Source organism: Enterococcus rivorum (genome assembly GCF_001742285.1).
Taxonomy (GTDB): domain Bacteria; phylum Bacillota; class Bacilli; order Lactobacillales; family Enterococcaceae; genus Enterococcus_L; species Enterococcus_L rivorum.
Genome location: NZ_MIEK01000004.1, coordinates 58810 through 80653, shown reverse-complemented (window position 1 = coordinate 80653; position 21844 = coordinate 58810). Strand labels below are relative to the sequence as shown.

Below are 21844 nucleotides of genomic sequence, written 5' to 3'. Positions count from 1 at the left end.
TCGCTGAAATGCAACTTGGACTTGTCAAGAAAAGTTAGACACTGAGTTAAGAGAATTTAGGGATGTTGCTTCTCAAAATCCTTGGGAGATTGAGAAGTAATTGCTGAATGCAGTCATTTGGTGTTGTAATACGTTACAATACATTTGAATATCTCTAGTTGAGCTCGATCAATATTGATCAGCTCTCTTTTTTTGTTTTATAAAAGGATTCCATCAGAGCTTCTCCGATAGATTTCCTTTGTGGCTTATACTAGAGACGGCTTCTTTCTTCTTAACTCTGATTGGAAGGCAGTGCTGGTGTACTGTAACCTTTAATCCGTATGAATAATGAGTCCTGCCTGCGGTTGTTTTTTCCCACAGGCTTGAAGGAAGGCAGCAATTACCAATTGCTCATTCATTCTGGAAGACATTGAAATAAATAGGAGTTAATCTTTTTGAGAATAGTACTGGGGATTACCTAAAATAATTCCTAGTCTGAATATTATAGTCCATCAACTATAGTGAAAAATACTGATAAGAGAGAAGCATGAATAACTCTAAGTAATTTATTCTTAGTTTTCAATGTGGGGTAAACTGTCTTAAAATTTAAATAGATAGAAAGCGAAAAGATAGCGATAACTACAAGCATTAAAAGGATGAACCAAATCATTATTTAAACACTCCTTAAAATGAATCTTTTTTTTAATTTTAACAAATTTAAAGTTAAATTAGTATCGGACTATCGATGTATTACCAGAAAAAACATCTAACGATTGTTCCTTGTTGCTTAATTATCGGTTTTAGAGCATAACAGGTACAGTAAAAATAAAATGGCAGCTTTTACAATAAAGAGTTTAGGCTTAAAGAGTTATTGAAGAAATCTAGGGCAATATTTATTTGGATTTGAGTCAATATTTTGGATACATTTTAGTAGAGGTAATTAGGTTATTCTGTTTTTTTCCTGATTTTTAAACTCCTATTGTGTCAAATAGTGAACAGATAGTTTTATTAGAAAAATCCTGCTTTAAAATGTTCTCTTTTGAAAGAATCGTTTGAATAGACTTTTGAGGTCTGTATTCTTAAACACAATTGATCTTAAATTTAACTGCGTCATCAGTTTTTGTATATGCTTAAGGGAGACGGATAACTTTTCTTTTAACAACACTTGATGAATTTTTGTTGCACCATATCGCTGTTTTGTTAAAAAAATAGTCGAAATTCTTTTTCTCAAGTCATTATTGCTTATCTCTTTAGCTATTTCCAGCTTATAGATGATTTCCTCTGAAACGCCATATTCTTTCGCTGACTCTCGAACTGAATACCAGGTTTGATTGAGTTCAGTAATCATTTGTTTAAAATTTTTTTCATATTGGGTCATAAAAGCTCATCCTCTCGTAGTTAAGTTTAATCTATTTCTGTCTCTACGAAAAGTTGTCTAAGATTTGATACTAACACGAAAATTATTGGTAGTTGATTTTTCGACAAAAAGCTGTTATTATTACACCTTAATATAGATTGAGATTTTTGGATAACAAACTAGGTCTAAAAAAAATCCGTAAAGCTTCATAACTTCAAAACGTTAAAAATTGTTATATCAAAATTTTCAGGCGTTTCGCACGTTGTGTTGCGAAGCGTCTTTTTTCTACCAAAATAAATTTTCTATGTATTAAGAGTTGTTAGTATTGGAAACGAAGGCGGTGTAAAAGTTGAATTCAAAAGAAAAAATGTTAGAACTAATAAAAAACAAGCAATCTGGTGGGCGTTCTAAACAGATGGATAAGCCGAAAAATGATCGCACGAATATGCGTAAAGGACCGAAAATTTTTAATAAGTAGGTTAGTTTTATTTCTAGGTATAAAGAGAATAAATTTTTAATAAGAAACCTCCAAATTTGTATTTTCATGTACAATATTTGGAGGTTTTTTATCTTCTTATATCAACATCGCAACCCACTAAATCGAAGAAACGGTTGTTCCTTCACCATAATTAGTTTCCCAATCCGCGGTAAAATCATTAACGGCTTTTTCAATGGAAGGCATGTTAAAGGCTTGTTTCAGGATATCGACACCTATTGTTGCTGCTTGGGCGCCGTTTTCAAGGGCAGCGTTGACTTGGCCAATATTTTTGAAGCTGGCAGCTAATATTTTTGTTGTGCTATTTGTCCGAGCGATTTCTTTTGCCATTTCAGCGATGGCTTCTCGGGGATCGATGTTTAGGTTTTCCATTCGATTGAAATAGGGCGCGATATTGTCAGCGCCGGCAGCAATGGCTAAGTAAGCTTGGAATTTAGTATAAATAGCTGTGGCAGTGACGTTAACATTGCGTTTTTTTAGTTCTTTAATGACTTTTAATCCTGTTTCACTGACGGGAACTTTAATAAAAACGTTGGCATCAATTTTTTCTAAAATCGTTTCAGCATCTTGCAACATTCCTTCATAGTCTTGGGCAACGACTTGAACATGCAATGATTTTTCAGTGCCAATAATGTCACGGATTTGTTTCATGTGAGCAAAAAATTCGATTTTCCCTTCGTTTTTTATAATGGATGGGTTGGAAGTTACTCCAGCTAAAGGGATTATTTTTTCGTATTTTTCGATGTCGGCAAAATTGGCTGTGTCTAACATAAATTCCATAGTTTACACTTCACTTTCTGTATTGAATAGTTTTCGGGAATTTTCCGAAAATCTAGATTTTTTGGATGCTATTTATTTGTATTTAGTTTTGCTTCATCTTTCCAACGATTCATTATAGTGCATGTTCCGTCCGGGCAATAATGTCATCTTGCGTTGCTTTTGATAAGGCGTTGAAAAAGGCGGAGTAACCCGCGACACGAACAATTAGATCCCGATGTTTTTCTGGATTTTTTTGAGCGTCAATTAAGGTTTCACGAGAAACAACATTGTACTGAATATGATAGCCGTGTAATCTATTGAAGAAAGTCCGAAGTAAGAGAATCAATTTTTGTTTATCTTCTTCTTTCGCTAAGGTTTGCGGATTGACTTTCTGATTTAGTAAGACACCCCCAAGGATTTCATCCGTTCTTAGTTTGGAAACCGATTTTAAGACAGAGGTTGGACCGTTAGTATCCATATTATGTGATGGGGAACAACCTTCTGCGAGTGGAACCCAAGCGTTTCGTCCGTCAGGGGTTGCCATCGTGCCTTTTCCTTGCCCAACGTTTGCTGAAATAGAGGAAGTACCTGAGTAACGAGTTCCGCCAATTGGGCCTCTGCCAAAACGTGTGCTCGGGTATTTTTTGACTTCCTCAATATAGCTGTCGTAGGCTTTTGTGACTAATTGGTCGGTATAATCTTCATCGTTTCCGTATTTAGGGACGTCTTGAAGAATCATTTGTTGGATTTCTTTGCTGCGCTCACTTTTATAATCGGTCATTAACGCTTCCCAAAGTTCTTCTTGAGTGACTTTTTGCTCTTCAAAAACGAGTTGTTTAATGGCTGCTAATGAGTCGGCTAGGTTGGCAATTCCTACTTGGAGTCCTGAAATGAAATCATAGACGGCGCCACCTTCTTTCAGGGTTTTTCCTCGACCGATACAATCTTCCGTCAAAGCGGAACATAAGATATCTGGCACATCTCTTTCCAGACCAATATCAATGGCGTTTTCTACAATCACACTCATTCGAGTTAATTCTCTGACGGTTTTGTCCCAGGCCTCCTGAAGCTCTTCAAAAGAATCCATGGCTGTAAAGTGTCCATGCCCTTTGACAAAACGTTTTCCTGAAACAGGATCAATGCCATCGTTCATGGCGATCATTAGGATTTTTGGAAAGTTCATATAACTCATACCTGTACAGCGATAGCCCCATTTTCCTGGCACAGCGGTTTCGACACAACCAATAGCACTGTAGTTATAGGCGTCTTCTTCAGACACGCCAATTTTGATAAATGAAGGGATGATAATTTCGTCGTTATTGAAAGCCGGCATGCCAAAGCCTAGTTTCATGACTTCGATACATTCGTTCATAAAATGGCTGTCTAGTCCAGCGTGATAGCGAACGCTTAAGTTTGGTTGTGGCAATTTGGTTTGGGCAACGCTACGTAATACAAGGTAAGACAACGGATTGACAGCATCTTTTTTGTCCTTCGTTTGTCCGCCAATAGTGACATTTTGATAAAGGGGACTGCCGGCGCTACTAAAGGTATGGGCTTGGCTACGGACTTTATTAATGGTTAAGGTTTTAATCCAAAGATTTGTTAGAAGTTCAACAGCTTCATCTTCAGTGATGTTTCCCAGTTCTAAATCTGCTTTCAAATAAGGGTACATGTACTGATCGAAACGTCCGTAAGAGAGCGAATGACCATTGGATTCGATTTGCAAAATCAGTTGGATAAACCAAACAGATTGAATCGCTTCAAGAAAGGTGTCAGCTGGTTGGTTAGGAACTTTACGACAAACACGGCTAATTTCTAATAATTGAGCTTTTCTTTCAGGGGTAGCCGTTTCGGCTAGTTCTTTGGCTAATGTTGCGAAGCGCTCGGCATAAGTTTTGACAGCATCAAGAACAATCAAGATAGCGTTGTAGAAGTGGTATTTATCAATGCTTTCAGGTACCGTTAAATCTAGTGCTGCTTTTGCTTGCACGGTTCGTTCTTTGTAGCCTTTCAGACCAATGGCTAAGACTTGTTGGTAGTCTACTGCCAAGTGGGCGTCTCCAGAGTTCATTTTACCTTCCATTCCGAAGAAGCCTGTTTCCATAAAGACAGACACTTCATCAGGCAATAAAGCCCCCGCCTTTGCTCGTAAGTTGTTATTTTCCCAAAAAGAAGCAATCGAACGTAAATCATCTTTTGTTTTTTCGGTAATGTAAAAAACATCACCATCTCTTTTTTCAAATAAATCTAGTTCGTTTAAAACAAATTCTAACGTGTATTCTGGGAATATTGGCGCATCTTTATTGGAAGCTGCTTGGTTTCCAACAATCATCGTTTCATCTTCAATATAGATGGACATTTTTTCCAAAATATTTTTTAGCATCAAAGCCCGTTTCATCACACTGGGCTGGTTTTGATGCTCTTTATAGGCTTCGGTAGCTAATAAGGCGCGTTCTGCACAAATATAGGGCTTTTTATTCAACACGGATTCACGATACTCGTTCATACGACTAGTTAAGTGACCAAAATGGGACGTGCTTTCGATGGGGGTTCTTTCCTTCGTTTGAATCGTCATCTAAATTCCTCCTTTGATTTCATTCGTAACTTAAAAAAGCTTCTTATGTAATGATGATAGCATAGGGAAATAAAGTGGGTCAATCATAAACCGGGCTAAAAGCAAACAAAAAAAATATTGCACATTTGTGCAATATTTAAACGGTGACAACATTAATATTCTTTTTAGTTAAAAATTCTAGCGTTTGCTTCTGAATACCTGAATCAGTATACACTTTGCTAATCTCGTTAAAACCAAATTCGGAAACCAAGCCATTTTGAGCGAATTTACTGGAATCTGTCAGGACAATGGTTTGGTTGGCTGCAGTTGCTAAAGTTCTAGTCGTGTCGCAACGGGTAAGGTCACTTCCAGTAAAGCCACGATTTTCATCGAAGCCATCAATGCCAACAAATAATTTATCAACAAAGAATTCACTGATGACTTGTTTAACAAGCGGGCCTACATTGACTTGTGATTCTTTTTGATACTCACCGCCAATTAAGATGACTTTGACTGAATCCGCTTTTCGAATGTAAGAAGCAATAAAACAAGAGTTTGTAATGATGGTAATGTCGTTTCGATTGAAGGCCAGCTCTTCTGCTAACAAAGCACAAGTTGATCCAGATTCAATCATAATTACTTCTCCATCTTGCACCATTTTACTGGCTTCTAAGGCGATTTTAGTTTTAAGATCATAATTTTGAGCAAGTCTATAGTTGATATCATCGGTGTTATTCAACAAAGCAAAGCCATGTTGCCGATGTAAAAGTCCTCTTGATTCAAGTCGGTCTAAATCTTTTCTAATGGTTACTTTTGAAACATTTAATAGCTCTGAAAGCTTGTTGACTTCTATTTTTTTATTTTGGCTTACAATGGCTAAAATCTCTTCTTCTCTTGACATCGAATCCCTCCTTCATCCTTATCAGATTACCATACTTTGACTTTTTCAACAATAAATAAAGAGGTATTTGGTTTCGTACGTAACTAATTTTATTTACGTAGTGTATTTTTTCTGGTAAAATGTAGATGAATTTAGAGAGAGGGATGGTTATGATCGAGAAGGCTTGTATTTTTAATATTCAAAAATTTAGTATTCATGATGGACCGGGAATTCGGACAGTCGTTTTTTTTAAGGGATGTCCTTTAAAATGCTTTTGGTGCTCAAATCCTGAATCTCAATACGTTAAACCAGAAAAGATGTGGGATAATCAAAAAAAGGATTTTACAGTGGTCGGAGATTATAAGTCTATGGAAGAAGTCATAACAGAAGTGATGAAGGATGAACTGTTTTACGAAGAATCAGGTGGGGGTGTCACTCTATCTGGTGGAGAAGTTCTTTATCAAGCAGAGTTTGCGACAGAATTGTTGCGACGATTAAAGGAGAAAGGCATTCATACAGCTAGTGAAACGTCAGGATTTGCGAAAAAAGAGGTCTTTAAGAAATATATTGAACAAGTAGATATGTTATATTTTGATGTAAAACACCATGATGAAATGAAACATAAAGAAGGGACAGGGGTTTCATTGGCGCCAATCTTAAGTAATCTTTCCTATGCATTAAAGGAGCATTGCCATGTAATCGTCAGAGTTCCAGTGATTCCTAATTATAATGACGGGGTAGAGAATGCAAGGGCGTTTGCGGTTCTTTTTAATGAACTGGGGATTCACGAAGTTGAATTGTTACCGTTTCATCAATTCGGTGAACAGAAGTATGCTTTTTTAAATAGAGCGTATGACCTGCAAGCTATTCCTCAACTTCATACAGAAGACTTAGTCTATTTTAAAGAAATCTTCGAAGAACAGAATATTTTGTGTTCAATTCGTTAGATTTTTTTGAAGGTTATAGAGGAAAAGTAAGAGGGAATGAAGCGTTCTCGTTTAAAGAGAAAAAGTTGTTAACGATTTTTGCTGCTTTTTTTAGTAGCAATTTTAATCGTTGACAACTTTCTTTATTGGAAAGAATCATCGTTATCTAGGCGTAGCATTTCAATTATGGTTTCTCGGTCACTCACGATGCAATTGATGTATTTTTTTCTAGTCATCGCTAAAAGGGCTTGGGATTTCTGGGTTCCTCTGGCAATCGCTACAGATTTGGGAACTTGGGCTAGTTTGTCTAAAGAGATGCCAATCGTCCGTTCTTGTAATTGATGATAAACAGGGACTCCTTTTTGATTGAAAAAACGGCAAGTACATTCACCAACAGCTTGTTCCTTTTCTAAATTTTGGTAATCTTTTTTTGATAATAAATCGCGCCATTGGCTAGTACTTTCATCTAAGGTTCCGCCAACACCGACGATTGCTACATCTAAATGGTTCCAATAATTAAGAATCTCTTCAAAGTATTTAGACTGAAGGATTCCTTGGGCTATTTTTTCCGATTCTTGAACGACAGTCGCATTTACAAACGCACTTCTACCGTGAAATTTTCGTGCTAGTTCATAGACTAAGGTATTTACATGGTATTTTGAATGAATGTGACTAGGACCACCTGCCAAAGGGCAAAAAAGGGTGTTTTCAGCATGGCGGTTGTCCAATTTTTCAATCATCTTGCTTAAAGTGGAACCCCATGAAATCCCAACTATTTGATTATCTAAAATTAGGGTTCTAACAAAATTCGCTGCTGAGCATGCTAAGGCGTCATTTTTTTCATCTTCTGATTCGTTAGAATTCGTTGAAACAATATCAACTTGATGAAGGTTGTATTTTTTTCTGAAATATTCTTCTAAGGCAAAAAGTTCTGAATCGAACCCGAGGATGTCTATTTTTACGAGGCCTTCTTTTTTTGCTTGTGCTAACATTCGGCTGATGGTTGTTCGATAGATTCCTAAATTTTTAGATATCTCAGCTTGGGTTTTGTTTTCAACATAATAAAGATAGGCAACTTTCGCTAATAACTTTTTTCTTTCGTGATTCATAAGATCTCCTTTCGAATAAAGGAATACCAATTTGAAGTTTCAAGACTATACTATCATTTTTTTTGTTTTTTTGAAATGAGATTACGTTTCAAACGTAATTGATGACTGGTTTTAGAAATTTTTAGGTTTCGGAAGGATAGGTTTGTCTAACTATTCTCTTTTCGCTCATATATGGGAGTGTAATTGCTTATTTTTGTGGACCCACTATTCATTTTTATTATCTATCTTTATTTATTAGTATACTGTATTCAAAATTTTTGCTACTATGTTATGATTGTATGAGTAGAGATAGAGAGAAGATGGAGGTATAAATCAATGGGAAATAAAATTAAAGTAATGACCGTTTTTGGAACCCGTCCAGAAGCGATTAAAATGGCACCGTTAGTATTGGCTTTAGAGAAACGTTCGGAAGAGTTTGAATCGATTGTTGCGGTGACTGCGCAGCATCGTCAAATGTTAGATCAAGTCCTGCAGATTTTTAAGATTCAAGCAGATTATGATTTAGATATGATGAAAGCCAATCAGACGTTGACAGATATTACAGCGAATGCTTTGACTGGCTTAGATGGAGTGATGAAAGAGGCGCAGCCGGATATTGTTTTGGTGCATGGAGATACAACGACTACTTTTGCAGCTGGCTTGGCTGCTTTCTATAATCAGATTACAATTGGGCATGTGGAGGCTGGCTTGCGTACTTATAATAAGTATTCTCCTTTTCCTGAAGAGATGAATCGACAAATGACGGATGTGTTAGCGGATGTTTATTTTGCGCCAACAAAGGAAAGCAAAGAGAATATTTTAAAAGAAAACCATTCAGAAGCCAGTATTTTTATTACAGGAAACACAGCGATTGATGCTTTGAATGAAACCGTAAAAAAAGATTATACTCACCCTGTTTTAGAGCAAGTGGATGCAACAAAACGGTTAGTTTTAATGACGATGCACCGGAGAGAAAATCAAGGAGAACCGATGAATCAGGTCTTTAAAGCTGTGAGACAAATTGTTGAAGAGAATGAGGACATTGAAGTGGTTTATCCGGTTCATTTAAATCCAGTGGTTCAAGAAAGTGCCAAAAAGTATTTGTCAGGACATGATCGCATTCATTTAATTGATCCGCTAGATGTGATTGATTTTCATAATATTGCTGCTAGAAGCTATTTAATTTTGACAGATTCTGGTGGCGTTCAAGAAGAGGCGCCTTCACTAGGCGTTCCTGTGTTAGTTCTGCGTGATACAACGGAACGACCAGAAGGAGTAGCGGCTGGGACATTGAAATTGGTAGGAACAGATCAGCAAACAGTGTACCAAGAAATGCAAGTACTGGTTCAGCAACCAGAAGTTTATGAAAAAATGGTAGGAGCGAAAAATCCATATGGAGATGGACAAGCATCAAATCGTATATTAGATGCAATTGCTTACTTTTTAGGTAAAGTAGATGTAAGACCAACTGATTTTAACGTATAAAATAATAATGTATCAAAAGAAATGGATTTTGGTAGAAGTGCTCTGCCTCGAGAATTAAAAAGGAATGACTGGAAGTAGTTTCTGATTTTTTCGGTATAGTTCAGCTTAATTCCGAAGACCTGCAAGAACTTGCTGCTTTAGTATAAAAAAATATGATCGTGATGAAACGTAGTGGAATGAAGTATACGGTGGCTGTACACTTCATTTCACTACGTTTTTGTGATTTAAAGTAAGTGTAGAGGGAGTTTATGGAGCACCGTTTATTTGGAATTTTAGTAGAAGGCCGTGGCAAAAGTCAAACTTTTGTCATAGCCTCTATTTTTTTGTATATATATAAATTCTAATTATCTCCTTTTTATTTTAAAGGAAAGCAATAAATAAAAGAGGACAATTCTTTGAAAGTGTCGTATGGGTTACAGATTTCCTTTTGAAAATCAAGAAGAGTCCGTTATAATCGTAAAGAAATATTTGGAAAAACAAATATTTTTATGATTTATATATCTTTTTTTGGAGGTGTTACGTAGTGAAAAATAGGAAGGCAATCGGGGTGTTTGTCCTGATAGTTGGCTTAGTTTCGTTTATCATTTATCAGAAATTTCATCAAAATCAAATACAGGATCAACCAAATGAGCAGCAGGAACAGATAAATAAGAAGATAACGGAAGAGACAGATGGAATAGATGAACAGGTGGAAGAAAATCAGACTATATCAAACGATGAAAAACTGGCGGTTCAATTTGTACAGAAAAAAATGACTGGGAAATATGGTCTCTATACGAATTTTTTAGATACAACACAAAAAGGAGAAGTAGCAACAGGACACGAAATTCTTAGTGAATCTGCGGGGTTGTACTTATGCTATTCAGCCAGTCGAGAGCGAAAAGCAGATTTTTATGATGTCTTAGGAAAAACAAGAGCTTACTTAAATAATGGTGCATTATTTAGTTATCGATATACGCCTAAAACCCATGAAAAAGCTTCTATGAATGCTTCTATTGATGATTTAAGATTGATTCGTGCTTTACTTAAAGGCGCAGTGATTTTCCAAGATGATGCTTTACAAAAGGAAACAATGAGGTATGGGGCAAGATTTGTTAAAACGAACATTAAAGAAGACCAGCTAACTGATTTTTATGATTCAAAAACTAAAGTGCAAGCACAATATATTACGCTATGTTATATAGATTTAGATGCATTAAAATTGTTGCCGATGGCTGATAAACAAAAAGAGGACCTATTGAAGAAGCAAAAGAAAATTTTGACGAACGGCTATCTTTCAGATGATTTTCCTTTATATAAAACAAGATATGATTATAAAAAGAAAGCTTATACGGATAGTGAAGAAATTAATGTGATTGAATCCTTGCTGACCATTTTACATTTAAGTAAAGAGTCCTTAGAGGATCCAAGAAGTATTGAGTTTTTAAAAAAACAAGTGGCTATGGGGAGTTTATATAGTCGTTATGACAAAGAAGGAAATGTGTTGGATCAAAATCAGTCAACAGCAGCATATGCCTTATGTGCGTTGATTGCAGCGGTTGTTCACGATCAATCATTTTATCAAGATGCGATGAATCAATTAGAAAAGTTACAAGTAAAAGATACAAGTACTCCTTTATACGGTGGTTTTGGAAATGTAGAGACACACGAATCATTTTCATTCGATAATTTAATGGCCTTACTTGCGTTTACTGTTTCTTGTCAATAAGAAAGAGGCGTTTAAAGAATGAAAAAAATATTGGATAAAACGGAGTTGTTTTTGAATAGAATAGGGCAACGCTTGGCACCTTATTTCCCGCCGGCAGTGATTAGTACCTTAATGGTTTTTTTTGTGGCAATTTTCCTTCTTTTTCTTCCTAATTATGCAGGGATTGCCGATAATGGTACATTTTCCAAATTAATTTATCATTCAGGATTGTATCCGTTAAAAGGGTATGAACAAATGTATACGAATTATTTTGTGAGAGAATATGGTATTTTAGAATATTTTAATGAAACAGGCCTACACTGGGTTTCTTCACAGTCAATTGTTGTCAATTTGGCAGTATTTTTAAACAAAATTTTTTATAGTAAGACAATATTTGATCTGCGTTGTTTAGCTTTAATTTATCTAGGTTTCTATTTAGGCGCGATTTATTTGCTGACCAAAGCATTAACGATTAAAAGTAGAACCAAAATGAACTATTTGATTGCGGTAATCATTGGGTTCATTTTTAGTGATAGTGATTATTTGGTTTACTTTCAGTCTTTTTATCCAAATGCGGTTGCTTTAATTAGTTATATTTATATGTTTTCCGCGGGAATATTGCTTTATCGGAAGATGTATTCAGATAAGTGGTTATTACTCATCTATGTTAGCGGTGCTTTCTTTTTATTGACATTAAGCGCGCAATATCTGTTTGTGGTAGCACTTAGTTTGATTCCGATTATTATGATTGGTTTTATGGATACCAACATAAGTACACGCTTGTTGGCAATGTTTGCGGTCTTGTTTTTAGTGATTAGCGGGGTATTATCCTATCTGTTTATTCCTTTATCGGATAGCGAAAGTCGACATTTTCAAGCTGTATCTCAAGGCGTTTTGCAGGTAACACAGCAGCCCAAACAAGGGTTAGAGAAGATGGAGATTAATCCGCAATATGGGGTGACTAAAGGAGATAATTATTTTGATGAATATTTACCTTATGATAGTCAAGGGACGGATGTAAAAGACAATTTGATTAACCGTGGGAATAATCTAATCTTGATTTCCTATTACTTTACGAATCCGAAAGAGTTTAAGAAAGCGTTGAGTAAATCAATGAGGATGATTTATGAAGTACAGGATGCGAGCTTGGGAAATTTTGAAAAATCAGTTGGACGAGCGCCAGGTGCGAAATCTAGTTTGTTTTCGTTTTATAGTGAAGTTAGACGAAAATCTTTTCCTAAGACCTTAGGCTTTTTAAATTTATTTTTCCTTTTGGTGGTCTCATTGTATATGCCTGGTTTTATTAAAAGTATCTATCTAAAGGACATCCGTGAAGGGATGCGCTTTATGTTGGTTCTTATTTTTTACGCAATAGCGCTATTGAATTTAAGTGTTGTCACAATGACATTTGGATTTAACGGGATTTCGACACACTTATTTTTGGTTCCGTTGACATTAGATTTATTGTTGTTATTAACAGTGTCTGAGTTTTTTAATAAACGATTATTCAAAACAAGGCAAGAACAATTGGAACAGGGAAAGGGGGACCTATTATATGAAAAGGTGGAGTAGTCTCATAGTTTTTTTTCTACTATATGTCTGTTTTTTTCCTTTTGTTTCAGATGCTGTGCAAGCAGCTGAATTAACCCAAGACCCAGATGTGAAAAAGATTTTACTCGTTTATGATGATTTAAATCAGACAACAGATGCGCAAGAAAGAATGACTACCATTCAAAATATTTTATTGAGTCTTGGAGTTCAAGTAACGGTTCATTCCATTGATGAGTATCGGGCAAATGAACTAGATCCTTATGACGGTCTAATAGAAGTGGTGAATGCTTCTGATTTGACGATTCGCAATGAGCATTATCGAAAGGATCGTGTGACGTACCCAAAATTAAAGTTTCATATGGGTAGAAGGTTGCCAATCGAATGGCAAAATGAGATGGGAATTAAGCTTCGCTATATTGTAGATGAGGGAGTAGGAATAGACTCTCCTTATTTTCAAGCAAGCGAACAGCTTATACGTGAAATCAAGACAGAGGCTGTTTCGGATGCCGGTAATTGTCAGGTTTTCAGCTCTATCAACTTTGAAAATCATTTTGGAGATTACCCGTATGCTGTTTTCAAAGATAAAATTACTTATGTTCCGTTTTATATACCAAGCGGCGTCAATTTTATCATTATGCAACGTGTCTTAGCGACGTGGCTAGGAGAAGCGGATTTGCCTGTTGGAAAACCACTTCTTGTTTTTAGAGATGTAACACCTGTTTCAGATTTACAGATGTTGCGTGAAATGACAGATAAACTTTATCAAGCAGGCATTTCTTTTGCGGTAAGTGCCACAGGGCTATGGAATAATTTGGATCAGAAAGCAGCGACTAATTACTTAAATGCATTAAATGAAGTGGCTGAAAAAGACGGATCGATTTTCTTACAAACACCGTATATTAATGATGTCAAAACTTCTTCAAAAGGTGAGTTAAAAAGCAATATGGAGACAGCGTTAAACTTTTTTATAGAGCATCATGTTTATCCTGCCGGAGTTAGTTTTCCTTCATACTGGCAACATGATGCTCAGTTTCAACCAGAAGCTCTTCTTTTTTCAGATACAATGCTTTTATTACCGGATATTAAAGAACCGATTTTCCATGAAAAAACAAATACGACACAAAATATACCGACGGCGTATGTTGGGATTTCTCACGATGCCTTTAGCGGTGTGGAGTGGCGCACTTTTGATAAGAAAGGCTTTTTAACGAAAACGGCTCTAATTTTACCAATGCCTAAAACTCATGAAGAATTAAAAGAAACGCTAAACAAAGTGTTAGATAAGCCGAGTCTATTTGACGATCTAATGTATAGTGACCACCATACCATGACGATGAACCACGACTTGAAAATCATTAATCAGCAAATCTACGTGGATGGGCAGAGACAGTGGATCGAAACGAAGATTCAAAATGATCCCGTAGCGATGAAAGAAGAACCTTATCAAAGCATGGAAAACTTTTTTGCTATTCAAAATAAAATATTGACAGTCATTATTTTGATAACATTAGGGATTCTAAGCTTGTTTTTAGTAGCTGGTTATTTCTTGTACAAGAAAAAATATAGAAGGTGATGATAATGACTTTTTCAGATTACATCTTATTAATAGCGATTATTTGTATATGGGGCTTATTATTAGTCAATATAGTCCTAATTATCGCAGGTTATATTTACTATCTAAAAGTTGAAACAGAAGCACCGCCAGAAGTAAAGGGACACTATCCTTTTGTCTCGATTATGGTACCTGCGCATAATGAAGGAAAAGTGATTGTAAAAACAGTTGAAGCACTTTTGAGATTTGATTACCCACCGGAACAGTATGAAATCATAGTTATTAATGATAATTCCTCGGATAATAGCGCAGATTTATTAGCCACGATTCAAAAAAAACATCCAGAGCGCCAACTACATGTGATTAATACAGATGCGGTTACTGGGGGGAAAGGAAAGTCGAACGCACTGAATTTGGGCTTTAAGCAAGCAAAAGGAGAGCTCATTGCAATTTATGATGCCGATAATACACCTGAAAAAACCGCATTACGTTATCTAGTAGCAGAAATGACGCAAGATGAAAATTTGGGTGCAGTAGTCGGGAAGTTTAGAACTCGTAATCGTGACGCGAATTTATTGACGCGATTTATTAACATTGAAACCCTTTCTTTTCAATGGATGGCTCAAGCAGGGAGATGGCAACTATTTAAATTAGTCACGATTCCTGGTACGAACTTTATTTTAAAGCGATCAGTCATTGAAGCAATTGGTGGTTGGGATGAAAAAGCGTTAGCGGAAGATACAGAAATTAGTTTTAGAATCTATATGATGGGGTATCGAATTAAATTTCAACCTAAGGCAGTGACTTGGGAGCAAGAACCGCAAACATTAGCTGTCTGGTTTAAGCAACGAACACGCTGGGTAAAAGGAAATATCTATGTGATTTTAAAAAATCTTCAGTTGTTATTCAAAAAAGAAGCTCAGGTGATTCGCTTTGATTTATTGTATTTTTTCTCCATTTACTTCTTGTTACTTTCTTCTTTAATTTTATCGGATCTATTACTTGTGATGAATCTTTTAGGGTATGTTAGTACAACTTTGGCTGGCTTTAGTCCGCTCCTTTGGCTGCTGGCGGTTCTTTTGTTTATTTTAGGAACATACATCTCTGTTACGACCGAAAAAGGAGAAATGACCTTAGGAAATATTGGCATCATCATGCTTATGTACATTACCTATTCTCAAATGTGGATAGCTGTCGCAGCTTATGGACTATTTATGTATATCCAAGAAAGTGTATTGAAAAAAGAAGTGAAATGGTATAAAACAGAACGATTTTAGAAAGGTTGAGGAAAGAAAATGAAAGCAAAGATAGCTAGGGCTTTATCACTATTCGTACTAATAGTGTGCCTGTTTCCGATGGTTCGAGTACAAGCAGAAGAAGTGGCGCCTGAACAAGAAACAGCGATTACTAATCTGCAAGAGACAGATATAATTTTATCGGAAGATCGACCAATGATGGAAACAACCTTTGAAATAAATGATTACTGGGAAATAGATCAAGCGTTAGTCAATTTCGATTATCGTTTAACTCAATTAAGTGTAACAGATCAGTCTAATCTTACTTTTTCGGTTAATGGGAATAACTTTTATTCAACGGTAATGAAACAAAAAGAAGGCAAGCAGCATATTCAGATAGAGATTCCTAAAGAATTTCTCAAAGTTGGGAAGAATACGTTAAAAGTGGAGTCCTATGTTTTAACAAACGAAAAAAGTACCAAAACACCGGCAGATTGGCTATTTGCCTATCAAAGTTCCAATGTTGGGGTTATTTATGAGAATAAAGAAAATGAGCCAGCAATTCGTGCTTTTCACGACCGTTTCTCAGGAGAAGATAACATTACTGACAAAAATGTTGCTATATTAGTACCTGACAAAGCGAATGGAAAAGAGTTGCAAGCTGCGACGACTATACTATCAGGGTATAAAAAAATAGGGCAAAAGAATTCAGAAATTATTCCTATTAATCAATGGTCGAATGAAGAGTATCGTCAAAAACCGTATGTAATTGTTGTGGCTGAGTATGACCATCTATCCGCAGATTATCAGAAACTAATTGATCGTAAAAAAGTAATGAATGATGGGCTTTTGAAAGTAATAACAAACAACCAGCAGCAAGTCCTTATCGTCACATCTGAGAATGAGCAAGCCTTAGAAGCGGCTGGGAAATTTGTAGCTAACTCAGAGTTAATGAGTCAAGTTGATGAGTCAGAAAAAGTAGTTTCAGAGAATACAGAGGTAGATACGTTACCTATTCGTTCAGAACAAGCCATTCAATTTACAAAAACAGGAGATCAGTTACAAGGAGAAGGACGCCAACAACGAGATTATTTTGTTCAACTGCCCTCTAATCGTTCGATTGCACAAAATAGTCAGATTTATTTTGAATATCGCTATTCTGAGAACTTGAACTTTGATCATTCACTAGTGACTGTCTTCGTCAATGGAATTCCTATAGGAAGCAAAAAATTATCTTCAGCCCATGCAGCGGGAGATGAGCTAGATTTTAAGATGCCAAAAGACTTAAATGTTTCAGGAGATTTTACAGTGACCGTCAGTTTCGACTTAGAAATGCGGAATGATGTGGAGGGGGCTGAGAAAAGTCAAGCACCTTGGGCGTATATTACAGGGAAATCTGCAATGGCGTTGTTAACCAATGACCGAACAGAGTTGCTTTTCGAGAATTATCCTTTTCCGTTTTTAAAAGATGGTACCTACAACCAAGTGGGCGTTGTTTTACCTAAAGAAATGAATGATGATTATTATCGTTCTCTTAGTAATGTTTTTAACCTTTTAGGAACCTATACACAAGATAACACAGGAGAAATTACTTATATCACAGATAATGAAAAAGTTGACTCAGCAGTGCTGCAAGCAAGTAATTTGATTGTTATCGGAGGGTACCAAGACAATTCTGTAGTACAAGAATTGAATAAACACTTATATTTTAAATACAATGACAAAGGAACTGGTTTTGTCTCTAATGAAAAAATAGCGGTTGAATCTGGCTATGGGCAACGACTTGGTAGCGGGCAGCTAATTGCTTCTCCTTATGAGAAAGGGAAAGGGGTCTTGGTTTTAACAGGAGCGCATTCAGAAAATATCTATCTTGCTTCTAAAGAACTTTCTACCTCGAAAGGTTTAGCTTCCCAAACAGGTGACGCTTTTATAGTAGATAAAAATAATCAAATAAGTAGTTTCCGTTTTAAAAAACAAGCCAATCAGGGGATAACGCAAAATCTAACCGAGACGGTGAAGAAAAACACTTCTCTGATCTCCTATATAGGTCTTTTCCTATTTGTCATTGCTGCATTGATTGTTCTTTTAGTTTTTTCTATCAATAAACGAAGAAAAAAGGAGGGGAGATAAATGAATAAGCAAAAAGTTCAGACTGATTTGTCGTTACTGTTCTTTCTCTTACTTCAATTTATTACGATTGTTTTTGTCGGTTTTACTGGTCAGCAATTAATGATGAATGTTACGTTAGCTTCGGTGGCTTTAATTTTGGCAATTGTTACCTATTTTACCGATATTACAATGGGAATGATTCTAAATTTGATTTACCTTTTTATCCAGGGAGGCTACACTATTTATCTAGTTGTTTCAGGTGAAAAAGCGTTTCAGTATCCCTTTTATTTTTGGCTAGTAATGACCCCTTTATTTTCAATTGCAGTTGCTTTTTTAACCTATTCCATGAGAGTGCTGAAAGACGAAAATGAAACGCTAAATAAGAATATGGATATAGCTAGGGTTAATGCAGAGAATCATTTAAGAACACTGGTTGCGTTTAAAGACGATCATGCGGTTTTTTCATCGGTAGCAGAACGCTATGCGATTCCCTATAGGTTGATTGGGATTCGCTTGAATTTTTGGTATGAATTGGAACACTTACTAACAAATAAGCAAATCAAAGATGTAGAACAATTGGTTATTAAAAGCATTGATAAAGCTCGTTCAGGCAAAGGACTTGTCTATATTTTAGATGAAGAAAATCTTACGTTTGGGATTTTAATTTATCAAAATGAAGAAGAGGTAAATCAAATTATACAGAAGATAAAAGCCGCTTTTGAAGAAGAAGCTCCTAAATCAGTAGAAGACATCGCGATGTCGATTCGTGTTAGTTCTGTTGCTTTTGATAAGGATACAATGGACGATTCGTTTGGTTTCATGAACGAGATGATTAAAGAGCTTGAATATGATGTTTAGTTCTATAACTCAATCACATCTAAAAACGAATAGCCGAGCTGAAATCTATAAAAGGATGATTCTAACCGTGGCTTCAGTTAGTAGCTGATTTTTTTTAAGAATGACCAAAGAAAGGATCGCTAACTTGCAAAAATTAGCAGTCCTTTCTATCTAATTTACAAACGATTTTGTGCGAGAGAGGTATGTTGATGCATAGCTCTCTTTTTATTGTCAAGATACTATGTTGATTCATCTTTACAAATACTAATTTCCCGTAAAAATAAATGTAACTTTTGTTGCCCTACAGTGTCTCTACTGTAGGTTGCACCTGATCTTTTTAGACAGTTTATTCTAAGCATCAATTCTCTTCACAGAAACGGGTTTTCCTGTTTGCCAAGATTCCTTTGCTGCTTGAGCAATTCGTTGAGCCATAATCCCATCTTCAAAAGTACAAGTAATCGGTGTATTTTCGATGATGGATTGGAAGAAGTCGGCCACTTCTTTAATGTAGGCTTCATTATAACGCTCTAGGAAAAAATGTAACGGCTGGTCTTCTAAGATAGCTTTTGAGGTAGAGAGCTTCACTTGGGTATCAATCTCATTTTTACTTTCAGCAGCACCTTTAGAGCCAAAAGCTTCAATTCGTTGGTCATACCCATAGACTGCTTCACGACTATTATCAATCACACCTAAAGCACCATTTTCAAATTTTAATGAAATAATCGCGGTATCAATGTCATCTGCTTTTGCAATTTCTGGATTTACTAAGGCATTGCCTAAAACAAAGACCTCAGTTACTTCAGAGCCAGCAACAAAGCGAGCCATGTCAAAATCGTGAATGGTCATGTCCATAAAGATTCCACCGGAACGTTTCACATAGTCTAAGGACGGTGGTTCAGGATCGCGAGAAGTGATTTTCAAAATGTGCAAATCGCCGATTACTTTGCTTGCTACATACTCTTTGACACGGGCATAATTTTTGTCAAAGCGCCGATTGAAACCAATTTGAACTTTTACGTTGTTTTCTTTCACTATTTGATAAGCATTCATCGTTGCTTCGTCAGAAAAGCTAATGGGTTTTTCGCAAAAAATATGTTTGCCAGCTTTTGCGGCAGCTTCAATTACGTTGATGTGTGTGTCCGTTGGAGAACAAATGAACACAGCATCGATTTCGGGATCGTTGATAATCGTCATTGGATCGGATTCTAAGTGTTGAATACCTAAACTTTGTCCCCATTCTCTGGCCGATTCAATGAAGGGATCTGCGATGGTTTTAATTTCTACATCAGGGAAACGCAGAATGTTTTCTGTATGAAGTTTACCGATTCGTCCAGCACCAATGATGCCAACTTGTAATTTTTTAGTCATCTTTTTTTGTGAAGTGGTTTTTAAATACCACTTATCTCCTTAATATATTTTCTAGCTTTGATAGCATACTCTAATGGATTAGCCTTGGCAGGATCTTGCTCAGCTTCAACCACAATCCAACCACGGTAATCGCTTTCTAAAATAGCTGACATAATCGGACGGAAATCAATCATTCCGTCACCAGGAACAGTAAACACTCCTTTTTTTACGCCTGTTAAAAAACTATCATGCTGACGGGTTACTTCTTGTGCAACATTTTCTCTGATGTCTTTGAAATGAATATGCTTGATTCGTTCTTTATACTGATTGTAAAGTGTCAGAGGTTCTTCACCAGAGAAAACTAAATGCCCTGTATCGTAAAGTAAAGAGACTTTGCTTGGATCAGTGTTATCCATCAGGCGCTCAATTTCAGTAGTTGTTTGCACGCCAGTCCCCATGTGATGATGGTAGACAAGGGTCATCCCTTTTTCGGCAGCGACAGTTCCTAGTTTTTCTAGTCCAGTTGTTAAGTGGTGCCATTCTTCGTCAGTAAAAATTGGTTTTTGATCAAAAACAGGGGTCTCCATTTGGCCTTGAATACTTCTTCCTTGTTCAGAAACAACAATCACTTTTGCCCCCATCGCATGGAGGAAATCTCGATGCTTAATGAATGCTTGTTCGGTCTCTTCATATGGTTTGGTCGTTAAAAAGGCACTAAACCAAGCACTAGCTACTTGCAATCCGCGAAGGTCTAAATATTTTTTTAAGACACTAGGCTCTTTAGGATATTTGTTCCCAATTTCGGTTCCTTTAAATCCAGCTAAAGCCATTTCGCTAATGGTTTGTTCGAAGGTGTTTTCTGCGCCTAATTCAGGCATGTCATCATTGGTCCAAGCGATTGGAGCGATTCCTAATTGAATATTTTCCATTGTTTTTGTCCTTTCTATCACAGGTCGATTAGTTGATTGGTTTGCCAAGAGTTTTTACAGGCGGCTGCGACTTTCGTTGCTTCTAAGCCATCTAAAGGAGTGACTTCCGGTTGACGTTTTTCTCTAATGCAAGCAACAAATTCGTTCATTTCGCTGATAAAAGCTTGTTTGAAACGTTCAGGAAAATCTTGAGACGTAGGGCGGATCGCACCATGTTCATCGTAAATAGTCACTAAGTTTTTTTCAGGAACATTAGCAATTCGCACCATTCCTTTGGTACCAATTAGTTCAGTTTCAACGTGATACCCATGAGCAGCGTTCCGTCCAGCAACCACTAAAGCAATGGTTTTGTCTTGTAACTCTAGCATAGCCGCACCAGTTTCTAATTCTCCAACTTCATCTAGTTCAGGGTAAGCCGCATTTTTTCCCAAAGCCCAAACCTTTTTGACTTCTGTTTTTGAAAACCATCGAACTAAATCGATGTCATGAATAGACATGTCAGCAAAAAGACCACCGCTGTTGCTTGCTTTCGCAAATTTCACGAAGCTCTCCATTCCAGAACTAGGGTCGATTCCATAACAACGAATGACAGAAAGTTCTCCGATGTTTCCTTGATCGACTAGTTTTTTTGCGTAACGATAAGAATCATCGTAACGTCTCATGAATCCTAGCATAAAAATTTGTTTAGGATGTTCTTGAATCAGGTCTACTACCTTTTCGATTTCAGGAATATCCAGCCCGATTGGTTTTTCACAAAAAACATGAAGCTTTTTTCTAATAGCCTTAGTGATTTGCTCTACGTGAAAACCAGAGGGAGAGACGATAACGACACCATCGATGGAAGAAGATGCCAACATTTCATCATAAGAAGAATAAAGTTCGGTGACCTGTAAGCTATTTTTAGCGAAAGTCAGCTCTTCTGGCACAACACTACAAGCTGCAATTAGACGACAGCCAGGCACATTTCTCACTAGATTGTCAGCATGGATTTTTCCCAGACGGCCTAAGCCGACAATCCCTAATTTAATTTCTGTTGGCAAAAGTATCACTCCTTGTGGTTAGACTAGGGTGTA

At 36.5% G+C, this 21844-nt stretch carries 16 protein-coding genes and 1 pseudogene; 8 read left to right on the top strand and 9 right to left on the bottom strand.

Annotated elements, in window-relative coordinates:
* Window positions 1–113: 113 nt before the first annotated feature.
* From BCR26_RS18890 to BCR26_RS02435, 5 genes and pseudogenes are all read right to left on the bottom strand, one after another.
* Window positions 114–413: pseudogene (locus BCR26_RS18890) on the bottom strand (IS3-like element IS1068 family transposase); the annotation flags it as partial.
* A 590-nt stretch (window positions 414–1003) separates the two neighbouring features.
* Complete coding sequence (locus tag BCR26_RS02455; protein WP_069697381.1) at window positions 1004–1357, bottom strand: IS3 family transposase; 354 nt, start codon at window positions 1355–1357, stop codon at window positions 1004–1006.
* 574 nt (window positions 1358–1931) lie between these two features.
* A complete protein-coding gene (locus tag BCR26_RS02445) occupies window positions 1932–2612 on the bottom strand; it encodes a fructose-6-phosphate aldolase (protein WP_069697379.1) in 681 nt (226 codons plus the stop codon).
* A 112-nt stretch (window positions 2613–2724) separates the two neighbouring features.
* Window positions 2725–5166, bottom strand: a complete 2442-nt coding sequence (locus BCR26_RS02440; RefSeq protein WP_069697378.1) for a glycyl radical protein — start codon at window positions 5164–5166, stop codon at window positions 2725–2727.
* Between the two features lie 136 nt (window positions 5167–5302).
* The gene (locus tag BCR26_RS02435) at window positions 5303–6046 is read right to left on the bottom strand and encodes a DeoR/GlpR family DNA-binding transcription regulator (protein WP_069697377.1); all 744 of its coding nucleotides are present in this window, start codon (window positions 6044–6046) and stop codon (window positions 5303–5305) included.
* Between the two features lie 149 nt (window positions 6047–6195).
* Between BCR26_RS02435 and BCR26_RS02430 the strand changes: the two genes are divergently transcribed.
* A complete protein-coding gene (locus BCR26_RS02430) occupies window positions 6196–6972 on the top strand; it encodes a glycyl-radical enzyme activating protein (RefSeq protein ID WP_084386990.1) in 777 nt (258 codons plus the stop codon).
* 122 nt (window positions 6973–7094) lie between these two features.
* On the opposite strand, the gene BCR26_RS02425 is transcribed toward BCR26_RS02430, so the two are convergent.
* Complete coding sequence (locus BCR26_RS02425) at window positions 7095–8060, bottom strand: sugar-binding transcriptional regulator (RefSeq protein ID WP_069697375.1); 966 nt, start codon at window positions 8058–8060, stop codon at window positions 7095–7097.
* Window positions 8061–8375: 315 nt separating this feature from the next.
* Here BCR26_RS02425 and wecB point away from each other — a divergent pair, with 315 nt between their 5' ends.
* The 7 genes from wecB to BCR26_RS02390 all read left to right on the top strand — a co-directional run bounded on the left by wecB (window position 8376) and on the right by BCR26_RS02390 (window position 18516).
* Window positions 8376–9524 carry a non-hydrolyzing UDP-N-acetylglucosamine 2-epimerase gene (wecB, locus tag BCR26_RS02420; protein WP_069697374.1) on the top strand — a complete coding sequence of 383 codons (1149 nt, stop codon included), beginning with the start codon at window positions 8376–8378 and terminating at the stop codon, window positions 9522–9524.
* A 523-nt stretch (window positions 9525–10047) separates the two neighbouring features.
* A complete protein-coding gene (locus BCR26_RS02415) occupies window positions 10048–11232 on the top strand; it encodes a hypothetical protein (protein WP_069697373.1) in 1185 nt (394 codons plus the stop codon).
* A gap of 18 nt (window positions 11233–11250) precedes the next feature.
* The gene (gene wsfD / locus BCR26_RS02410; protein ID WP_069697372.1) at window positions 11251–12783 is read left to right on the top strand and encodes a glycan biosynthesis hexose transferase WsfD; all 1533 of its coding nucleotides are present in this window, start codon (window positions 11251–11253) and stop codon (window positions 12781–12783) included.
* Window positions 12767–14335 (top strand): hypothetical protein, encoded by a 1569-nt coding sequence (locus BCR26_RS02405; RefSeq protein WP_069697371.1) that lies wholly within the window; start codon window positions 12767–12769, stop codon window positions 14333–14335. Before wsfD ends, BCR26_RS02405 begins: the two co-directional genes overlap by 17 nt.
* A gap of 5 nt (window positions 14336–14340) precedes the next feature.
* Entirely contained in the window at window positions 14341–15591 is a 1251-nt protein-coding gene (locus BCR26_RS02400) for a glycosyltransferase family 2 protein (protein ID WP_069697370.1), read from the top strand.
* An 18-nt stretch (window positions 15592–15609) separates the two neighbouring features.
* Entirely contained in the window at window positions 15610–17679 is a 2070-nt protein-coding gene (locus tag BCR26_RS02395) for a cellulose biosynthesis cyclic di-GMP-binding regulatory protein BcsB (RefSeq protein WP_069697369.1), read from the top strand.
* Complete coding sequence (locus BCR26_RS02390; RefSeq protein WP_069697368.1) at window positions 17680–18516, top strand: hypothetical protein; 837 nt, start codon at window positions 17680–17682, stop codon at window positions 18514–18516. It begins immediately after the preceding gene.
* Between the two features lie 330 nt (window positions 18517–18846).
* Here BCR26_RS02390 and iolG (BCR26_RS02385) read toward each other — a convergent pair whose 3' ends face one another.
* From iolG (BCR26_RS02385) to iolG (BCR26_RS02375), 3 genes are read right to left on the bottom strand one after another with little or no spacing between them, the layout of a single operon-like run.
* On the bottom strand, window positions 18847–19863 hold the full coding sequence (gene iolG, locus BCR26_RS02385) for an inositol 2-dehydrogenase (protein ID WP_069697367.1): 1017 nt from the start codon (window positions 19861–19863) through the stop codon (window positions 18847–18849).
* Between the two features lie 20 nt (window positions 19864–19883).
* The gene (iolE, locus tag BCR26_RS02380) at window positions 19884–20771 is read right to left on the bottom strand and encodes a myo-inosose-2 dehydratase (RefSeq protein ID WP_069697366.1); all 888 of its coding nucleotides are present in this window, start codon (window positions 20769–20771) and stop codon (window positions 19884–19886) included.
* A gap of 17 nt (window positions 20772–20788) precedes the next feature.
* Window positions 20789–21811 carry an inositol 2-dehydrogenase gene (gene iolG, locus BCR26_RS02375; protein ID WP_245341843.1) on the bottom strand — a complete coding sequence of 341 codons (1023 nt, stop codon included), beginning with the start codon at window positions 21809–21811 and terminating at the stop codon, window positions 20789–20791.
* Window positions 21812–21844: the final 33 nt, after the last annotated feature.

What these genes read in the sequence shown, in the direction of transcription:
- BCR26_RS02455 (WP_069697381.1), bottom strand. Translation starts at nt 1,357, where the DNA reads ATGACCCAATATGAAAAAAATTTTAAACAAATGATTACTGAACTCAAT.
- BCR26_RS02440 (WP_069697378.1), bottom strand. Translation starts at nt 5,166, where the DNA reads ATGACGATTCAAACGAAGGAAAGAACCCCCATCGAAAGCACGTCCCAT.
- BCR26_RS02400 (WP_069697370.1), top strand. Translation starts at nt 14,341, where the DNA reads ATGACTTTTTCAGATTACATCTTATTAATAGCGATTATTTGTATATGG.
- iolE (WP_069697366.1), bottom strand. Translation starts at nt 20,771, where the DNA reads ATGGAAAATATTCAATTAGGAATCGCTCCAATCGCTTGGACCAATGAT.
- wecB (WP_069697374.1), top strand. Translation starts at nt 8,376, where the DNA reads ATGGGAAATAAAATTAAAGTAATGACCGTTTTTGGAACCCGTCCAGAA.
- BCR26_RS02425 (WP_069697375.1), bottom strand. Translation starts at nt 8,060, where the DNA reads ATGAATCACGAAAGAAAAAAGTTATTAGCGAAAGTTGCCTATCTTTAT.
- BCR26_RS02395 (WP_069697369.1), top strand. Translation starts at nt 15,610, where the DNA reads ATGAAAGCAAAGATAGCTAGGGCTTTATCACTATTCGTACTAATAGTG.
- BCR26_RS02405 (WP_069697371.1), top strand. Translation starts at nt 12,767, where the DNA reads ATGAAAAGGTGGAGTAGTCTCATAGTTTTTTTTCTACTATATGTCTGT.
- BCR26_RS02430 (WP_084386990.1), top strand. Translation starts at nt 6,196, where the DNA reads ATGATCGAGAAGGCTTGTATTTTTAATATTCAAAAATTTAGTATTCAT.
- wsfD (WP_069697372.1), top strand. Translation starts at nt 11,251, where the DNA reads ATGAAAAAAATATTGGATAAAACGGAGTTGTTTTTGAATAGAATAGGG.
- iolG (WP_069697367.1), bottom strand. Translation starts at nt 19,863, where the DNA reads ATGACTAAAAAATTACAAGTTGGCATCATTGGTGCTGGACGAATCGGT.
- BCR26_RS02390 (WP_069697368.1), top strand. Translation starts at nt 17,680, where the DNA reads ATGAATAAGCAAAAAGTTCAGACTGATTTGTCGTTACTGTTCTTTCTC.
- BCR26_RS02445 (WP_069697379.1), bottom strand. Translation starts at nt 2,612, where the DNA reads ATGGAATTTATGTTAGACACAGCCAATTTTGCCGACATCGAAAAATAC.
- BCR26_RS02435 (WP_069697377.1), bottom strand. Translation starts at nt 6,046, where the DNA reads ATGTCAAGAGAAGAAGAGATTTTAGCCATTGTAAGCCAAAATAAAAAA.